At 46.3% G+C, this 18,463-nt stretch carries 12 protein-coding genes and 3 rRNA genes; 14 read left to right on the plus strand and 1 reads right to left on the minus strand.

Translation table 11 applies throughout. The annotated features are described in order from the left end of the window. Positions 1 to 154 precede the first annotated feature (154 nt). The 3 genes from MKY16_RS11405 to MKY16_RS11415 all read left to right on the plus strand — a co-directional run bounded on the left by MKY16_RS11405 (position 155) and on the right by MKY16_RS11415 (position 2,404). Entirely contained in the window at positions 155 to 577 is a 423-nt protein-coding gene (locus MKY16_RS11405; RefSeq protein ID WP_029518442.1) for a hypothetical protein, read from the plus strand. A gap of 227 nt (positions 578 to 804) precedes the next feature. After that, complete coding sequence (locus tag MKY16_RS11410) at positions 805 to 1,965, plus strand: rhamnogalacturonan acetylesterase (RefSeq protein ID WP_029518441.1); 1,161 nt, start codon at positions 805 to 807, stop codon at positions 1,963 to 1,965. A 115-nt stretch (positions 1,966 to 2,080) separates the two neighbouring features. After that, positions 2,081 to 2,404: an MGMT family protein gene (locus MKY16_RS11415; protein ID WP_029518440.1), complete on the plus strand. Its 324-nt coding sequence runs from the start codon at positions 2,081 to 2,083 to the stop codon at positions 2,402 to 2,404. 155 nt (positions 2,405 to 2,559) lie between these two features. Here the strand turns inward: MKY16_RS11415 and MKY16_RS11420 are convergent, their stop codons facing one another. Continuing rightward, the gene (locus MKY16_RS11420; protein ID WP_013370989.1) at positions 2,560 to 2,748 is read right to left on the minus strand and encodes a hypothetical protein; all 189 of its coding nucleotides are present in this window, start codon (positions 2,746 to 2,748) and stop codon (positions 2,560 to 2,562) included. A gap of 318 nt (positions 2,749 to 3,066) precedes the next feature. Here MKY16_RS11420 and MKY16_RS11425 point away from each other — a divergent pair, with 318 nt between their 5' ends. The 11 genes from MKY16_RS11425 (at position 3,067) to MKY16_RS11475 (ending at position 18,318) form a co-directional block, all read left to right on the plus strand. Further along, on the plus strand, positions 3,067 to 4,230 hold the full coding sequence (locus MKY16_RS11425; protein WP_318628436.1) for a TolC family protein: 1,164 nt from the start codon (positions 3,067 to 3,069) through the stop codon (positions 4,228 to 4,230). A gap of 13 nt (positions 4,231 to 4,243) precedes the next feature. Continuing rightward, positions 4,244 to 5,704 (plus strand): efflux RND transporter periplasmic adaptor subunit, encoded by a 1,461-nt coding sequence (locus tag MKY16_RS11430; RefSeq protein ID WP_029518438.1) that lies wholly within the window; start codon positions 4,244 to 4,246, stop codon positions 5,702 to 5,704. Positions 5,705 to 5,710: 6 nt separating this feature from the next. Next, a complete protein-coding gene (locus tag MKY16_RS11435; protein WP_340955364.1) occupies positions 5,711 to 6,430 on the plus strand; it encodes an ABC transporter ATP-binding protein in 720 nt (239 codons plus the stop codon). Continuing rightward, positions 6,427 to 7,638 (plus strand): ABC transporter permease, encoded by a 1,212-nt coding sequence (locus MKY16_RS11440; RefSeq protein ID WP_340955366.1) that lies wholly within the window; start codon positions 6,427 to 6,429, stop codon positions 7,636 to 7,638. Before MKY16_RS11435 ends, MKY16_RS11440 begins: the two co-directional genes overlap by 4 nt. A 239-nt stretch (positions 7,639 to 7,877) precedes the next feature. Next, positions 7,878 to 8,492, plus strand: coding sequence for a helix-turn-helix transcriptional regulator (locus MKY16_RS11445; protein WP_223822107.1), 615 nt, complete (start codon positions 7,878 to 7,880; stop codon positions 8,490 to 8,492). A 13-nt stretch (positions 8,493 to 8,505) separates the two neighbouring features. After that, positions 8,506 to 9,309, plus strand: coding sequence for a pyruvate, water dikinase regulatory protein (locus tag MKY16_RS11450; protein WP_029518435.1), 804 nt, complete (start codon positions 8,506 to 8,508; stop codon positions 9,307 to 9,309). Positions 9,310 to 9,456: 147 nt separating this feature from the next. Beyond that, positions 9,457 to 10,434 carry a class II fructose-bisphosphatase gene (gene glpX, locus MKY16_RS11455; RefSeq protein WP_029518434.1) on the plus strand — a complete coding sequence of 326 codons (978 nt, stop codon included), beginning with the start codon at positions 9,457 to 9,459 and terminating at the stop codon, positions 10,432 to 10,434. Between the two features lie 923 nt (positions 10,435 to 11,357). After that, positions 11,358 to 12,913 (plus strand): 16S ribosomal RNA (locus MKY16_RS11460). A 403-nt stretch (positions 12,914 to 13,316) separates the two neighbouring features. Then, a 23S ribosomal RNA gene (locus tag MKY16_RS11465) occupies positions 13,317 to 16,264 on the plus strand. 149 nt (positions 16,265 to 16,413) lie between these two features. After that, positions 16,414 to 16,530 (plus strand): 5S ribosomal RNA (rrf, locus tag MKY16_RS11470). The 16S, 23S and 5S rRNA genes sit together here, the layout of an rRNA operon. A gap of 963 nt (positions 16,531 to 17,493) precedes the next feature. Further along, complete coding sequence (locus tag MKY16_RS11475) at positions 17,494 to 18,318, plus strand: thioesterase II family protein (RefSeq protein ID WP_029517088.1); 825 nt, start codon at positions 17,494 to 17,496, stop codon at positions 18,316 to 18,318. The last annotated feature ends 145 nt before the right edge of the window (positions 18,319 to 18,463 follow it).

Raw genomic sequence — 18,463 nt, forward strand, 5'->3', positions numbered from 1 at the left:
CTCAGTGTTGGTTTAGTGTATTCACAGGGCTAGAGAAAGGGCTGCACATTAGCCTATTCATCAGAAGTTGTGTGTTTTACAAGTTATTCAGTCCAAGCACAAAACAAACTTTTTCATAGTCTATGAGTATCTGATAGAGAGAGGAGGAGGGACCATGGGAACATTTATTGATGGGAGAACATCCCAAAATGCCTCGACAGCCAACTCTATTGCCATTCCGATCACTCTTATAAATACGCCTCAATTGTTCGGGCAGATCGGGTTAAACACACTGGGAGCTACAGGTACGCCACGGGTTTTGCTTAAAGGAACTATATCGCTTCAACTTCCGCTTGCTTTAGTCGGAATAACGATCACTATTGTAAGAGGTACCCTGGTTACTGACCCTGTTGTTTATTCGGCCACGTCAACTTTTAGTTTGAGTTTGTTGGCTCCACAGGTTATTGCATTCTCAGCCGATGACTTTAACCCGCCGATTACGGAACAATTGGTGTACACTGCTTTTGTTTCAGCTAACCTGCTGGGTACAATACGTGTAGGTCCAGAGAGCTTTGACGGAATTTTGGTTGCGGATTAATGTAGTAATTTTGATATGACGAAATATCGCTTCATGAGGCTTCGCAGATGTAACTGCGAAGCTTTTTTGTGTACAAGACAAGTTTCAAGCTTAACGATTAAACTACTTTTCTTTTGCATAAGAATTACACAGGCATAACCCTGCAACAATGGGTAGAATTTAATGTATGCGCTTACAGTAAATATCCATTGCTTCGTACAATTAAAAATCTGGAGGAGGAATGAAGAATGGTGTGGAAAAAAGGATTGACTCATATGCTTTTAGCAGCTTTTTTATGTGGTGCAACAGGTGTGGGCATAGCTCTCCCGGCCCAGGCATCCGCTGGCGAGTACAAGTTTGATTTTGGCGGAGGTACGGTCGAAACGGGTTATACCGGAGTGAGCGCTTCGCTGTCTTATGACTTAGCACGTGGCTATGGCTTTCGTACCCCTGAGAATATGCGTAATGTCAGTGCTTCGGGGACTGGAGTGGCAAGTGATGCGGTACGTTTCCTGGTTACAGGTACGAAAAGCGAGAATACTTTTGATGTTGATCTTCCTCCTGGTTTGTATGAGGTGTCGGTTACTTTAGGAGATACCTCTCGTTCGAGTATTGCAGCTGAAGGGGTGTATCAGGTCATAAATATGACAGGGAATGGGGCCAAGGATCGCTTTCAAATTCCAGTAACAGACGGACAACTAAATCTGCTGGTTACTGAAGGCAAAGAGGGGGCGGTCTTCACACTCAGTGCAATGGAAATCAGGCAATTATCTAGCAATCCGGTTACGAATCGAACAATTTATATCGGTGGGGATTCTACGGTATGTAACTATTATCCGCTGGATAGCAGCGTGCAGGCGGGATGGGGTCAACTGCTGCCAGAGTTTGTGAACACGAATACTTTTCAAATTCGCAATATGGCGTCAGGAGGCCAAATTGCTAGAGGCTTCCATCAGGACGGTCAGTTGGAGGCCATCGTCCAATATATTAAGCCGGGGGATTATTTTATTCTCCAATTGGGCATTAATGACACCAATCCAAAGCATAACGAAAGCGAAGCAGAGTTTAAGGACTGGATGCGGGATATGATCCGGCAGGCGAAGGCTAAGGGGGCGACGGTAATCCTGTCAACTCCGCAAGGACGAGCCACTGACTTTAATGCTAACAATGTACACAACGCAGAAAATAGATGGTATAGAAGTGCTATTTTGGCGCTGGCTCAAGAGGAACAAACGCCTTTAGTCGACCTGAATGTTCTTAGCTCAGCTTATTTTACTTCTATTGGTAAAGTCGCTACACTGGCTTTGTACATGAACGGTGATACACTCCATCCAAACTATGAAGGTGCAAGGGAACTGGCACGATTGGTAGCACAGGATTTAAAAAGGCAGGGTCTGAGCGGATTCTAAATTTTAACGATGGGTTTTCCCCTGTTTCTTACATTTGTAGGAGCAGGGGTTTTTAGCATCTGTTCAGGGTGCTATAATTATTGAAAAAGCAATAGTAATACGGAGGAATTAGAACATGCAGCCTTTCACTGCCCGTGTGCTTCAAATTATACTGTTGATCCCTGAGGGAAAAGTAATGACTTACGGTCAAATTGCGGCAGAGGCCGGAAGCCCAAGAGGTGCCAGACAGGTGGTGCGGATTTTGCATACATTGAGCCAAAAACACCGGCTTCCTTGGCATAGAGTAGTCAACCGTTTGGGGGAGATTGCTTTGCAGGAGGATGAGTCCGCATCCCTGCAGCGTCTGTATTTGGAGGAGGAAGGCATACGGTTTAATGAAAACGGGCGCATTCCACTGGATCAATATCTCTATGATCCGCAGGCAGAGATGGAAGAATAGGCGCGGAACAAGCTATGCGGTTTTATATTAAATTTGATCATCATAAAGAACCGGGACAAGTCAATTAACGATTTGTCCCGGTCTTTTTCATCTAGCATACGAAGCAGATAACTAGAGGTAATCTGTTATTTATAGCATAAGATTCATTTGTCATTTTATCCGATAAGATGCTGCTGATCCCGTTGGGCAAGGTGAAAAGAAATGCTGTTCATCAGTGGTATATCGTTATTTTTCCGGGCTTCCCGGATGAGTTGTTTCTTTTTTTGTTCTGATTCACGTAAAAAGCGGGTCATCCACAAATCAGACGGTTCGTTAGTGGTTGTCATACGAGATTCTTTTATCATCTATTAACCCTCCCAGTGAGCGGCTGTTATTCTTTCTCTAGTATATGTTCCAAACCTTAATAGATGCTGTTGGTTTCCTTAAAATTAGCTGAAAATTAGGTAAAGTTAAGGTAAAAATAGGTTGAATCCATATCTGATTGGACGAAAAGTAGTATAAAGCGAGTAATCTGGAAGTAAAGGTTACAAAAATGTATTGTTTTGACACCTTGTACCAACACAAACCTGAAAGTACAATTAGAATGCAAGAGTTTGTGGAAATTTATGTCGAAAAAAACGGAAAAGATTCGAAGAATGCACCGAAAGGGGAGAGATTCATCTATGAAGCAAAAAGCGGCTGCCGTGCTGCTTGTATTGTCATTATCATCAGGCTTGGCCTCCACTGTACAGGCTGAGAGTTTATCAGGAAATGTAGCATCAAGTACGTCAGTTAAACCTTCTGCTGCGGCTCCATCGAAGACATCATCCATAACGGGTCAGGCTTTACCTACATTGACACTCAAGCAGGCCGCGGAATGGGCACAGACGAACAGTTACAATACACGTACCGCCGAACGGGACGTAGAGCGCCGCAGAATGGAACTGAAAAATGCAGAAAAGGACCTGGGCAATTCACCTGTCGATTTTATAGACAATGAGTATGTTGATGATGAAACGTCATGGAGAAATTACAGTTCCTCGACGCTATCTTATTTAGCCAGCAAAAAGCAGGCGCAGTTCGCCAAAGACCAGATTTATTTTAATGTGATGAAAAGCTATCAAAGTGTGTTCGTGGCAGAGAATCAGGTGAAAAATGATCTAGAAGCGCTTGAAATCGCCCAAGCGGAGGAAAAGATTGCACTTGCCAAATTTGCGCGCGGAAAGCTGTCTGAGTATGCGAAAAACGAGAGTACACAGGCCAGAAGCCAAGCTCAGCAAACCGTAGAGCAGGGGAAAATTGCGTTGCAAAAATCCAGGGATGCCCTGAACTTCCTCATGGGACAGCCTAATGGAACAGCTTATGAATTGGTCGATCGACCCGTGTACAAGGAACCGAAGAAGCTGGATATCGAATTACATATACAACAGCTGACAGACATGAATCCAAATTTATGGAAGCTGGAGGATAGCATCAAAACTTCGGAGCTTAATGTGAGATATTTCGATTTTAACAATGGTGCTGGTGCTTATGATCTAGCTAAAATGGATGTCGATACGGCTAAGGAGGAACTCGACAAAGGTCAAAAGGATTTTGCCGAATCTCTCCGTAATTTGTATGCCACAGTTAAGGAAAATCAAAAGAAATACGTACAACTGGAAGAAAGCTTGCGTACAGCAAAAGAGGCCTTGGAATTATCACGCAAAAAGTGGGCCAGAGGTCTAATTATTGAGATGGAATTGAAAAATAATCAGTTGAAAGTGAACCAGATTGAACGGCAAATGGAAGAGCTTGCGATCGAGTTGGATCAAAATGAGTATACGTTGAACAAGCCATGGAGCACATAGGGAGGAAACGGCATTGGCAGAAACGGTTTTAAATGACGCTTTAATCAAGTTACGGAGAAAACGGAGAAAAAAGTGGATCTGGACTGCAATTGTTCTACTGGTTGTCGGTGGAGGCGGAGCAGCAGTATACCTAAATTTGCCCAAAGAACAGGCGGCACCGTTGGTTCAGGATGAGAAGCTTAAAGTAGAACGCGGCGATGTGAGCGAGAAGCTGGATACGTCCGGTACCGTACAGGCTTCCAAGGAAGTGAAGTTGAATTTTACAAGCGCAGGCGAAAATAAGCTGGCAGCGGTGAACGTGAAGGCCGGAGACAAAGTGAAGAAAGGACAAGTCCTGGCTCTTCTGGACAGTTCTGAAATTAAAATGCAAATTCAGAGTGCGTCTGATACTTTGGAAATATCTAAAGCCAAGCTGGCTGAATTGGAGAAAGGTCCGAAGGCAGAGGACATTGAAATTCAGAAAACAAATGTACTTCGGGCCAAAATGGCTATCGATACAGCGCAAGAATCATTTGAGCTGGAAGAAGCCGAAAGTCAGAAGAAAACTTCCCAAAAGCAGTTGGAACAGGCGCGAAAGGCATATGAAGACCAAAAGTTTTTACATGATGCCGGGGCGGTGTCCAACAGTGAATTGGAGCAGGCAGAGCAAGCACTGGATAAAGCACAGACGGACTATGATGGTCTGGATCTGCAGTTCCGCAAAATCATGTCACAAAAACGTCGCACCATTTCAGAGGCTGAAATCGGATATCGTACGGCAATGGCAGAGCTTCGCAAAATTCAGGTTCCGGCTGATGCATCCAATATTCAAGCCTCACGGATAGAGGTTCGAAGACAGGCGACGGAACTGGAGCAGAAGAAAAATGAATTGAACAAGCTTCAGGTTACAGCACCTTGGGACGGGGTAATCTTGAAGGTGAACGGGGATGTAGGGACCAGTCCGACAGCTCCATTCATTGTCATGAATAACTCGGATTCCAACGACCTTAAGGTGGTTGTGAAGGTAAGTCAGACCGACATTGTCAAAGTAAAGAAGGGTCTTTCAGCCGTGTTGACTACCAATGCCTATCCGGGTGAATCATTTCCAGGGAAGGTGCAATTCGTGTCACCGGAAGCCTCTACGGATGAAGGGATGACGACGTATCTGATGGAACTGTCTGTTCATGACCCGAAAGGCAAGCTCAAAACGGGCATGATTATGAATGTGGCCGTTATTTTGGGAGTACACAAAAATGTACTGTTCGTACCTGCGACTGCGCTGAGATCCGAAGGGGGACAGGATGGCGTGTATGTTTCCGCTAATAATGCTGCAAATCCAGGGGCGCGCACTTTCAAGCCCGTAGAACTCGGATTTTATACGCCAGATCGAGTCGAACTCAAGTCAGGTGTAAAGGAGGGTGACACGCTTATTGTGCCTGCTCCTGAACCTCCGCCGGACCCTTCCGCTATGGGCGGCATGCAGGGAGGCTTTTAAACGGGTATGAGATACGTCATTCAGATTGAGGATTTGAAAAAAGTGTACCGTGTCGGAGATCAGGAAATTCATGCTCTGCGTGAGGTTCAACTTGATATTGCTGACGGTGATTTTGTTGCGATTATGGGACCGTCTGGATCAGGCAAGTCCACGATGATGAATGTTATCGGCTGTCTGGATTTACCTACGTCAGGACAATTTTATTTGGACGGCTATTCGATCTTAGATGCCCGTGAGGATGAACTGGCTATTATACGTAATCAGAAAATCGGATTTGTATTTCAAAAATTTCATTTGCTCCCGCGATCAACGGCTCTGGAGAATGTGGAACTGCCTATGATTTATGCAGGTATTCCTGTCAAGGAGCGTCGTTTGCGGGCAATGGAAGCCCTCACTAGCGTAGGTCTAGGCGATCGGATGAACAATAGGCCGAACGAATTGTCAGGCGGTCAGCAGCAGCGGGTATCCATTGCCCGCGCACTTGTGAACAATCCGGTCATTCTCTTGGCGGATGAACCTACAGGCGCATTGGACTCCAAAACAAGTGTTGAAATAATGGGGATTTTTCAGCGTCTGAATGATCAGGGGAAAACGGTTGTATTGGTTACTCATGATCAAGAGGTTGCGGAATACGCCAAGCGTCTGATTCATTTTCGAGATGGGCGGATTGAAGAGGATCAGCCTGTTGGGAAACGAAGAATGGCGGCAGAGGAAGTGAAGGCATGAAGTTTAAGGAAATTATCCGTGTATCACTCAACAGTTTGCGAACCAATATGCTGCGATCTTTGCTGACCATGGTGGGCATTATTATCGGAGTGGCCGCTGTGATTATGATTGTAGCCATCGGTAAAGGATCAACGGCTACGATTACATCTCAGATCAACAGTATGGGAAATAATCTGCTGATGATCTATCCTTATGCTCCATATGATGGCTCTAGTTCCATGTCGTTCAATCAGACGAAAGGAATATCTCTAAAAGATATCGATGCGCTAGAGCAGCAAAAAGCAGTAGCAGAGGTAGCACCAAGTGCTATGACCAATGCAGATATTACGTGGAGTCGCAATAAGGTCAGCGGACAAATTGAGGGGACTTCACTGGCATTCGTTCATGTGAGAAAGCTGTCACTAGCTCAAGGCAGGTCGTTTACCCACTATGAAGTGGATAAAAAAATGAATGTGGCCGTGCTTGGGAGTGATGCGGCCCGTAATATTTTTGGTCCGGATGCCTCCAGAGCGGTCGGTGAGACGATCATGATCAAACAGCTTCCTTTTAAGGTGGTCGGTGTGCTGGCAAATTCCAATTCCAATATGAGTAACAGCGGTCAGCAGGTATATGTACCGATTACAACGGGGATGGAACGGCTAGGCAATATGAGTATTCAGCAGGTGAACGCCTCTGCAACATCAGAGGAGAAGATTGATCAGGCAAGTGCAGAAATTCGGCAGGTGCTTCGTGTCAGACATGAGCTAAAGCCATCAGAGGGCGATGACTTTCAGATCATGACCCAGACGGAAATCTTAAAAACAGTGTCCGGGGTTGATCGGATTATGAATATGCTGCTGGCCGGTGTAGCTGCAATTGCGCTTGGCGTTGGAGGTGTCGGCATTATGAATATTATGCTGGTGTCCGTCACGGAACGTACGAGGGAGATCGGGATTCGTAAAGCGATTGGTGCGCAACGTAGTGATATTATGCTGCAGTTTGTGGCTGAGGCTGTTTTTCTCAGTCTGATGGGTGGACTAGTTGGCGTAATGGTGGGTCTCGGAGGTGCAAAACTGCTTGAGAAATTCGTCCAAATGCCGATTGTGTATTCGATAGAGCCCGTGCTTTACTCTTTTCTGTGCTGTATGGCAGTCGGAGTGTTGTTCGGAGTATATCCGGCGCGGAAGGCGTCTAAGCTGCGTCCAATTGATGCTTTAAGATACGAATAAGAGAGCGGGTACTTCGCCTTACTCGAAAGAGCAGGGTGTAAAGTGCCCGTTTTTTTGTGTTGAATAAGTGTTTTAAATGATAAAAAGACATGAATAACCACTTTAATTTTATATATGTGATGTTTTATATGCTTTTTAAGGTTGATTTATTGTTATATATGACGTATTATATTCAATATTAGATCGCAAGAAAAAAAGGAGGGACGTTCATCATCGACCTTACGGCAAGACAAGTAGAAATTTTAAACATCGTACAAAAGCATGCCCCAATTACCGGGGATCAGATTGCGGAAATGCTTAATCTCAGTAAGGCGACCATTCGGACCGACCTATCCAAATTGGGTATTCTGAATTACATAGATGCAAAGCCCAAGGTCGGATATTTTGTTGGAAAGCGGGGCACGCCGAACCGGGAGGAAAAATTCCGGCTATTGCAAATGAAGGTGGGCGATCTTCACGGGGTTCCAGTCATCGTACGTGAAACAACAACGATTCAGGAAGCTGTTGTAGCTCTCTTTTTGGAAAATGTGAGCAATTTGATCGTTACCGATGAAGACGGAGATTTGGCAGGGGTAGCTTCCCGCAAGGATTTACTTAAGGTAACGTTAGGGAATCCCAATGCAGCAACCATTCCTGTCAGCCTAGTGATGACCCGACAGGCGAATGTTGTCACCGTTTCCCCAGAGGATACGGTATTAGAGGCAGCGCGCAAAATTATTGCCCGTCAAATCGACAGTCTGCCTGTCGTCGTCCCTTCCGACTCCGACAAGCCAGGAGAGCACTGGAAAGTCGTGGGACGTATTACAAAAACAAATATTATTAAAATGTTGCTCGATATGGTAGCAGAGGATTAATGGGAGGAATCGAATGGTTCAGGCGAGCAGTCATTTTATAGCGATCTGTTCAGACTCGATTGGCGAGACGGCAGAAGCTGTCGTACAGGCGACCATGCGCCAGTTTGAGTTACCGGACACAGAGATCAAAAGATTTATGAACGTGAGGGATGAAGACGAACTGAGCCGGGTGATGGAGGAAGTTGCCGAGCGTAGAGGCTTTGTAGCTTATACGCTGGTACAGCCGGAATTGAGAGAGGCGATGAAAGAAGAGGCTGTCCGGCTGAATGTGCGGGCTGTCGACATTATGGGACCAATGATGCAGGCGTTTGCCGATACGTTCCATAACGATCCCAAAGAGAAGCCTGGTCTGCTGCACCGACTGGACGACAACTATTTTCGGCGTGTAGAGGCCTTGGATTTTGCGGTTCAATACGATGATGGCAAAGATGTGAGCGCCATTCTCAAAGCGGATATTGTATTGCTTGGAGTATCCCGTATTTCCAAAACTCCTTTATCCATGTTTCTCGCGCATAAAGGTTATAAAACGGTCAACATACCGGTTGTGCCGGAGCTGACACCGCCTGTTCAGTTGAAGGATGTTCAGCGTGGTCGAGTGTTCGGATTAACGATCGAGCCAGAGTTACTGTTGAAAATACGCAGTGAGCGACTAAAGGTTATGGGGCTACCTAATAATGTGCAGTATGCTACAGCGACGAGAGTGGAAGAGGAAATAGCGTATGCGCAGTCTTTGTTTAAAGAGCTGAATTGTCCGGTTATTGATGTTACAGATAAGGCGATTGAAGAGACGGCAGGTTTAATTATCAGAATGTTATAGAGCCTAGTAGCTGCTCATATAACTAAAAATTAAAAACGTAGGATACAGGAGTTTAATAGATAAATAGAAAGATTGCAGCAAAGCTGCCCTAAATATATTCATTTGCTTAAGGGTAATAATTATTTTAGGAGAGGTGGAGGGATAGGTATGGAGAGTCAAATGGCATTGGAATTCGTTCGGGTAACAGAGGCAGCGGCACTGCAATCAGCACAATGGACAGGGCGTGGAGATAAGAATAGCGCAGACGAGGCGGCTACGGTAGCCATCCGCACTCATTTTAATGCGGTATCCATGGACGGCACGGTCGTCATTGGCGAAGGCGAAATGGATGAGGCTCCCATGCTGTATATCGGGGAAAGAGTAGGCAATCGCAGAGGACCGGCTATGGACATCGCTGTCGATCCACTGGAAGGAACCGAAACGGTGGCAAATGGTTTGAATAACGCTCTGTCGGTCATTGCTGCTGCACCTCGTGGTAGTCTACTCCACGCTCCGGATATGTACATGCAAAAAATGGCCGTTGGCCCGGCGCTGGCTGGAAAGCTGTCACTTGAGGACCCAATCCCGACCACATTGTCAAAAGCTGCACGAGCACTCGGTAAATCCTTGCCTGATCTTACCGTGTCCATTCTGGATCGTACACGGCACGCCGGGATTATCAAGCTTCTGCGGGAAAGCGGAGTTCGTATCAAATTGCTAGGCCATGGGGATGTGATGGGCGCGATTGAAACATGCCTGGATAGCGGTGTAGACTTGCATATCGGTTCTGGTGGCGCTCCTGAGGGTGTATTGGCCGCTGCAGCGCTGAAATGCATGGGCGGAGAAATACAGGGCCGTTTGTTGCCTCATGGTGAAGAAGAGATTGAGCGTTGCAAACGTATGGGCATTACTGATCCTGGCGCGTTGCTATCTATGGATGATATGGTCGGACGGCAAGGCGTGATGTTTGTGGCTACAGGTGTAACACCTGGAGAGTGGTTGCAGGGGGTTCGTTCTCTTCCCGGCCACAGAGCGGAAACTCATTCAGTCGTAATGCACTCGGATACAAAAACGATTCGCTTCGTGCGGAGTATCCATCATACAGCTGATTCTTCCGGTACGCTTGCGGTAGCGGCATCTTCTTGAACATTGAAGTCATGGCTTATAGTTCAATAAAACAGCGGTATCTAGGACTTATCCAAGGATACCGCTGTTTTTCATATTTTAGGGTCAATCTAACTGTCATAGAACAGATGAAGTTATCAACTCCATGGAATAAGAATCGAGTATACCTCACTTTTATTGAGTGACGTAAACATAATTATCTTTGTCATGCATCTCTCTTTAGTCTACTTCGTAATTTCTTAACCCTCTAAATGATCTACTAAATGTATATCCAACAATATACGTCTATCTGATTATTGTTTAAGGTATGAAGTACCTTGGCCCTAAAAGTTTGATAAATTCCTCTGCTAGAATAGATCAACCTTCGAAATCATCCGAGAACTAATTTGGAAAAGCAAATCCTTATGTAAAATTAGAATAACACATTTAAGTAATACTTCTGTCTATTGGGATTATGAATTACTTTGGTCTAATATCTATAGTTATCTATCAAAAGGAATTAATTGCAAGTAGAATTAATTTGGTATACGTGTTAAATTACTAGTCCAGCCAATAAAACAAGATCAAAGATTTTTAATAAGTTTGAACAAGCTGGGAACTTTTACAGATAGACTTAATTGCTTTAAATTGATATATTGTTAGTCTAGCCCGAAAATGATTATTCAATAATATGGGGTGGATGACTCGCCTGGAATTATTTACAGGTTGATTGAATTAGTTGAAAATGTTATATTATTGTTCTGGCTCAAACGAAGCCGAATGATAATTTGATCTTTGAAAACTGAACAACGAGTGAGTACGGATTTTGCTTGCAAAATCCAACGCTGAAATTTTGGTACATGCCATCCAGGCTGTATAAGATGGAAGCAAACAAGAGATATTTTTATCTCGTCAGTTTCAAAATGAGCTTATCGCTCTTTCTATAAACCAACTTCGGTTGGTCTTTAATGGAGAGTTTGATCCTGGCTCAGGACGAACGCTGGCGGCGTGCCTAATACATGCAAGTCGAGCGGGGTTATGTAGAAGCTTGCTTCTACATAACCTAGCGGCGGACGGGTGAGTAACACGTAGGCAACCTGCCCACAAGACAGGGATAACTACCGGAAACGGTAGCTAATACCCGATATATCCTTTTCCTGCATGGGAGAGGGAGGAAAGACGGAGCAATCTGTCACTTGTGGATGGGCCTGCGGCGCATTAGCTAGTTGGTGGGGTAAAGGCCTACCAAGGCGACGATGCGTAGCCGACCTGAGAGGGTGATCGGCCACACTGGGACTGAGACACGGCCCAGACTCCTACGGGAGGCAGCAGTAGGGAATCTTCCGCAATGGGCGAAAGCCTGACGGAGCAACGCCGCGTGAGTGATGAAGGTTTTCGGATCGTAAAGCTCTGTTGCCAGGGAAGAACGTCTTGTAGAGTAACTGCTACAAGAGTGACGGTACCTGAGAAGAAAGCCCCGGCTAACTACGTGCCAGCAGCCGCGGTAATACGTAGGGGGCAAGCGTTGTCCGGAATTATTGGGCGTAAAGCGCGCGCAGGCGGCTCTTTAAGTCTGGTGTTTAATCCCGAGGCTCAACTTCGGGTCGCACTGGAAACTGGGGAGCTTGAGTGCAGAAGAGGAGAGTGGAATTCCACGTGTAGCGGTGAAATGCGTAGAGATGTGGAGGAACACCAGTGGCGAAGGCGACTCTCTGGGCTGTAACTGACGCTGAGGCGCGAAAGCGTGGGGAGCAAACAGGATTAGATACCCTGGTAGTCCACGCCGTAAACGATGAATGCTAGGTGTTAGGGGTTTCGATACCCTTGGTGCCGAAGTTAACACATTAAGCATTCCGCCTGGGGAGTACGGTCGCAAGACTGAAACTCAAAGGAATTGACGGGGACCCGCACAAGCAGTGGAGTATGTGGTTTAATTCGAAGCAACGCGAAGAACCTTACCAGGTCTTGACATCCCTCTGACCGCTGTAGAGATATGGCTTTCCTTCGGGACAGAGGAGACAGGTGGTGCATGGTTGTCGTCAGCTCGTGTCGTGAGATGTTGGGTTAAGTCCCGCAACGAGCGCAACCCTTATGCTTAGTTGCCAGCAGGTCAAGCTGGGCACTCTAAGCAGACTGCCGGTGACAAACCGGAGGAAGGTGGGGATGACGTCAAATCATCATGCCCCTTATGACCTGGGCTACACACGTACTACAATGGCCGGTACAACGGGAAGCGAAGCCGCGAGGTGGAGCCAATCCTAGAAAAGCCGGTCTCAGTTCGGATTGTAGGCTGCAACTCGCCTACATGAAGTCGGAATTGCTAGTAATCGCGGATCAGCATGCCGCGGTGAATACGTTCCCGGGTCTTGTACACACCGCCCGTCACACCACGAGAGTTTACAACACCCGAAGTCGGTGGGGTAACCCGCAAGGGAGCCAGCCGCCGAAGGTGGGGTAGATGATTGGGGTGAAGTCGTAACAAGGTAGCCGTATCGGAAGGTGCGGCTGGATCACCTCCTTTCTATGGAGAATCGTTTCCTGCAATGGAAACATTCAAATCAGCAGGTATAACGTACCTGCGACCGGATATTCAATTCGGTTCATCACGTTCGTGTGAATGAAATGAATATCCTTAAATTACTCACTCGTTGCTCAGTTTTGAGAGTTCAAACTCTCAAGCTTCGACGAATACTTCATTCACACATCCGTGTGGAACCGAAATATTCATCGGGTTTCGCTTCGATGAAGCGAATTGCACCTTGAAAACTGGATACCGAAACGAAATTGCGTTTTAGAATATTCCTTTAAGCTGATCTTGTGTAAACAAGTGAAATAAAGGTAGCAGGTAAGGAAAGATCTTTTGCCTTTGGCAAAAATCATTCTTTATCGAACATCGACATTTTCTTTTATCAAAGAAAAGTCTAGGTTAAGCTACAAAGAGCACACGGAGGATGCCTAGGCGCCAGGAGCCGACGAAGGACGTGGCGAACAACGATAAGGCCTCGGGGAGCTGTAAGCAAGCTTTGATCCGGGGATGTCCGAATGGGGAAACCCGGCTGTCTTCATCGACAGTCACTTTCTGCTGAATACATAGGCAGAATAGAGGCAGACCAGGGGAACTGAAACATCTAAGTACCCTGAGGAAGAGAAAACAATAGTGATTCCGTCAGTAGCGGCGAGCGAACGCGGATTAGCCCAAACCAAGGAGCTTGCTCCTTGGGGTTGTGGGACGTCTCACATGGAGTTACAAAGGAACCGGTTAGATGAAGAGGTCTGGAAAGGCCCGCCAGAGAAGGTAAAAGCCCTGTAGTTCAAAACTTGTTCTCTCCGAGACGGATCCCGAGTAGTGCGGGGCACGTGAAACCCCGTATGAATCCGGCAGGACCATCTGCCAAGGCTAAATACTCCCTGGCGACCGATAGTGAAGCAGTACCGTGAGGGAAAGGTGAAAAGCACCCCGGAAGGGGAGTGAAATAGATCCTGAAACCGTGTGCTTACAAGAAGTCAGAGCCCTATGATATTTTCCTTTGGAAAAATCACGGGTGATGGCGTGCCTTTTGTAGAATGAACCGGCGAGTTACGTTCCCGTGCAAGGTTAAGGTGAAGAGCTGAAGCCGCAGCGAAAGCGAGTCTGAATAGGGCGAATGAGTACGTGGACGTAGACCCGAAACCGGGTGATCTACCCCTGTCCAGGGTGAAGGTGCGGTAACACGCACTGGAGGCCCGAACCCACGCATGTTGAAAAATGCGGGGATGAGGTGGGGGTAGCGGAGAAATTCCAATCGAACCCGGAGATAGCTGGTTCTCCCCGAAATAGCTTTAGGGCTAGCCTCGGAAAGAAGAATCGTGGAGGTAGAGCACTGATTGGGTGCGGGGCCCGCAAGGGTTACCAAGCTCAGTCAAACTCCGAATGCCATAGATTTAGTTCCGGGAGTCAGACAGTGAGTGCTAAGATCCATTGTCGAAAGGGAAACAGCCCAGACCATCAGCTAAGGTCCCCAAGTGTGTGTTAAGTGGGAAAGGATGTGGAGTTGCACAGACAACCAGGATGTTGGCTTAGAAGCAGCCACCATTGAAAGAGTGCGTAATAGCTCACTGGTCGAGTGACTCTGCGCCGAAAATGTAACGGGGCTAAACACACCACCGAAGCTATGGCTTGATGCTTTGCATCAGGGGTAGGGGAGCGTTGAATGCGGGTTGAAGGTGTACCGTAAGGAGCGCTGGACTGCATTCAAGTGAGAATGCCGGTATGAGTAACGAAAAGATCTGTGAGAATCAGATCCGCCGAAAGCCTAAGGGTTCCTGAGGAAGGTTCGTCCGCTCAGGGTAAGTCGGGACCTAAGGCGAGGCCGATAGGCGTAGTCGAAGGACAACAGGTCGAAATTCCTGTACCACCGTAATCCGCTATGAGCGATGGGGTGACGCAGTAGGGTAGTGACGCGGACGGATGGATGTCCGTCTAAGCAGTGAGGCTGGTGTGTAGGCAAATCCGCACATCGTAAGGCTGGGCTGTGATGGGGAGCGAAAATTGTAGTAGCGAAGGTCATGATCTCAGACTGCCAAGAAAAGCCTCTAGCCAGGAGAAGGTGCCCGTACCGCAAACCGACACAGGTAGGCGAGAAGAGAATTCTAAGGCGCGCGGAAGAACTCTCGTTAAGGAACTCGGCAAAATGACCCCGTAACTTCGGGAGAAGGGGTGCCTCGGTAGGGTGAATAGCCCGAGGGGGCCGCAGTGAAAAGGCCCAAGCGACTGTTTAGCAAAAACACAGGTCTGTGCGAAGCCGCAAGGCGAAGTATACGGGCTGACGCCTGCCCGGTGCTGGAAGGTTAAGGGGAGTGGTAAGCTCGCAAGAGCGAAGCTATGAACCGAAGCCCCAGTAAACGGCGGCCGTAACTATAACGGTCCTAAGGTAGCGAAATTCCTTGTCAGGTAAATTCTGACCCGCACGAATGGCGTAACGACTTGGGCGCTGTCTCAACGAGAGATCCGGTGAAATTTTAATACCTGTGAAGATGCAGGTTACCCGCGACAAGACGGAAAGACCCCATGGAGCTTTACTGCAGCTTGATATTGAATTTGGGTACGATCTGTACAGGATAGGTGGGAGCCGTAGAACTTTGAGCGCCAGCTTGAAGGGAGGCATCCTTGGGATACCACCCTGATCGTATCTAGGTTCTAACTTGGTACCGTAAACCGGTGCGAGGACAGTGTCAGGTGGGCAGTTTGACTGGGGCGGTCGCCTCCTAAAGAGTAACGGAGGCGCCCCAAGGTTCCCTCAGAATGGTTGGAAATCATTCGAAGAGTGCAAAGGCAGAAGGGAGCTTGACTGCGAGACCTACAAGTCGAGCAGGGACGAAAGTCGGGCTTAGTGATCCGGTGGTACCGCATGGAAGGGCCATCGCTCAACGGATAAAAGCTACCCTGGGGATAACAGGCTTATCTCCCCCAAGAGTCCACATCGACGGGGAGGTTTGGCACCTCGATGTCGGCTCATCGCATCCTGGGGCTGAAGTAGGTCCCAAGGGTTGGGCTGTTCGCCCATTAAAGCGGTACGCGAGCTGGGTTCAGAACGTCGTGAGACAGTTCGGTCCCTATCTGTCGTGGGCGTAGGAAATTTGAGAGGAGCTGTCCTTAGTACGAGAGGACCGGGATGGACGTACCGCTGGTGTACCAGTTGTTCCGCCAGGAGCACCGCTGGGTAGCTATGTACGGAAGGGATAAGCGCTGAAAGCATCTAAGCGTGAAGCCCCCCTCAAGATGAGATTTCCCAATTAGTAAGACCCCTTGAAGACGACGAGGTAGATAGGTTGGGGGTGGAAGTGCAGTAATGCATGGAGCTGACCAATACTAATCGGTCGAGGGCTTATCCTAAGATAAAACGCAAAAGAGTTTCGGATCCAGTTTTCAGGGTGTAACCTTGAACGTATGTAGAAATACATACGAAATACGCATTGAAATTTATTCACACAGCTGTGATGAACCGAGTTTCAATACGGTAGAATTTGCATAGCAAATTCATGTTTGGTGGCGATAGCGGAGGGGTTCCACACGTACCCATCCCGAACACGACCGTTAAGCCCTCCAGCGCCGATGGTACTTGGACCGCAGGGTCCTGGGAGAGTAGGACGTCGCCAAGCACGATAAAAAGAGCACAGCCTTAATGGGCTGTGCTCTTTTTGTATACCTTAAGGCTTTCGCATTTTGGAAATTATATATACATGAACCCATACATATACTCCATTCCACTAAATTAATAAGATTGGGGGATAACTACAATAAAGCTTACAACACTCTGCATATCGACCGATAGTGAAGTCAAACATAATGAAATTTATAAAGCAGCAAGTCTCCGACAACGGGGAGCCTTGCTGTTTGCCGTTACTGTTTTTTGAGAGGGTGAAAGATTAAAAGTAAGGCTATAAATTTCTAGAGAACAGGTACTTTTGAAGCGAGATAGAAACGTTTTTATTAGAGTTTGAAAAGAAAATTCATAGATTTAGGAGAGAAAAATTCAATTCGAACTGGATTTTTTAGACGAAGAGTCAGAAAAAAATATGAAAAAAATGGTCCTTTATGACTATGGAATAACAATATTTATTACAAAAATAAAGAGTTATTAATTTTGTCTTATGTGAGCTTGATACAAATCCAATCCAATATTTAGGTGATTGAAGAGAGCTGCGGAAAAAGTCGGAATTTGTCGGATGATATCAGGTTGAATTTGTTACATTTATGTTAATGGCAAGTAAAGATAAAATTGTTGTAGGATAAGGGGTTGGGACCTCAATGTAAATCAAAATGAATTTAGTTTTACAAAATTCGTGAAAACCTGAAATCTTGTTTTAAACTAAATTAACAGATCATGATTGACAGATAACTCATACAAAAAGTGAAATTGTTGCTTTTGAAGTTTGGAAACAAATAACATAATATGGATTTTATTTTATTTTTATGAGCTTCGTCAATTTAGCCCTTTTGTCCCATGCCAAGCGGTTTTAAAGTTTGTATATTTAAAAACAGTTAGAAAGTGTTGGAAGAAAAAAAGAGATATAAGGATTTACTGTAAAATTATGAACTGCATAGAGGATGGAGGAATTCTTATGACAACTCGATCACAATCTTGGTTCGCGAAAACAGAGGTCCAACCGACTACGAAGCTCCAACTATTTTGCTTTCCCTACGCCGGTGGTGGTGCTTATATATTTAACTCTTGGAAGTCCAGGTTTGCGCCTGACATTACCGTGTTGCCTATACAACTTCCAGGACGTGAAAGCCGCTCAACAGAAGCTCCAATGGATACTCTTCAAGACATCGTTCAATCGTTGGTTCCAGCTATGGCTCCATACATACATAAGCCGTTCGCTTTTTTTGGACACAGTATGGGGGCACTGATTGCATTTGAAACAGCACGGCAATTGTACAGCAAAACTGGAAAGCTACCTGAGCATATCATCATATCCGGTAAATCCGCACCACATATTCCATATTCCAAAAAACGACTCCATGATTTAGCAGACGATTCTTTCACCGAAGAGCTTCGTTTGATGCAGGGAACACCTGAAGAGGTGCTGCAAAATGCAGAATTGATGCAAATTATTATGCCTCGTCTGCGTGCAGATTTTAAGGTATGTGAAACTTATGTTTATCAGCCGGGAAATCCATTGATATGTCCGATGACTGTTTTAGGCGGAATGAAGGATTTTGAGGTTAGCACAGATTCACTGCATGCCTGGCAACAGCATACGACATCACCTATGGATGTTCGAATGTTCGAAGGTAATCACTTTTTCATCCATGAACAAGAACAAGAGGTTATGAGCACAGTCGAGAACATTCTTTCTACATCCTCGCCGATGGCCCACGCGGCGGGAGCTCATACAGCTTACAACACAAGCACCCTACAACCACGATTCAGACAGAGTTAAATGTCCCACACATCACGATACACTTCGTTATTACCATCTCAGCAACAATCAACAACCAACCCACACCAAGATGCAAATTCCAGCATAGTTCAAAATCGCATTTTATTCTGTACGGATACTCATGCATCCAAACCCAGAGTTTATC

This window comes from Paenibacillus sp. FSL L8-0641 (assembly GCF_038006265.1).
GTDB classification, from domain to species: Bacteria; Bacillota; Bacilli; order Paenibacillales; family Paenibacillaceae; genus Paenibacillus; species Paenibacillus polymyxa_D.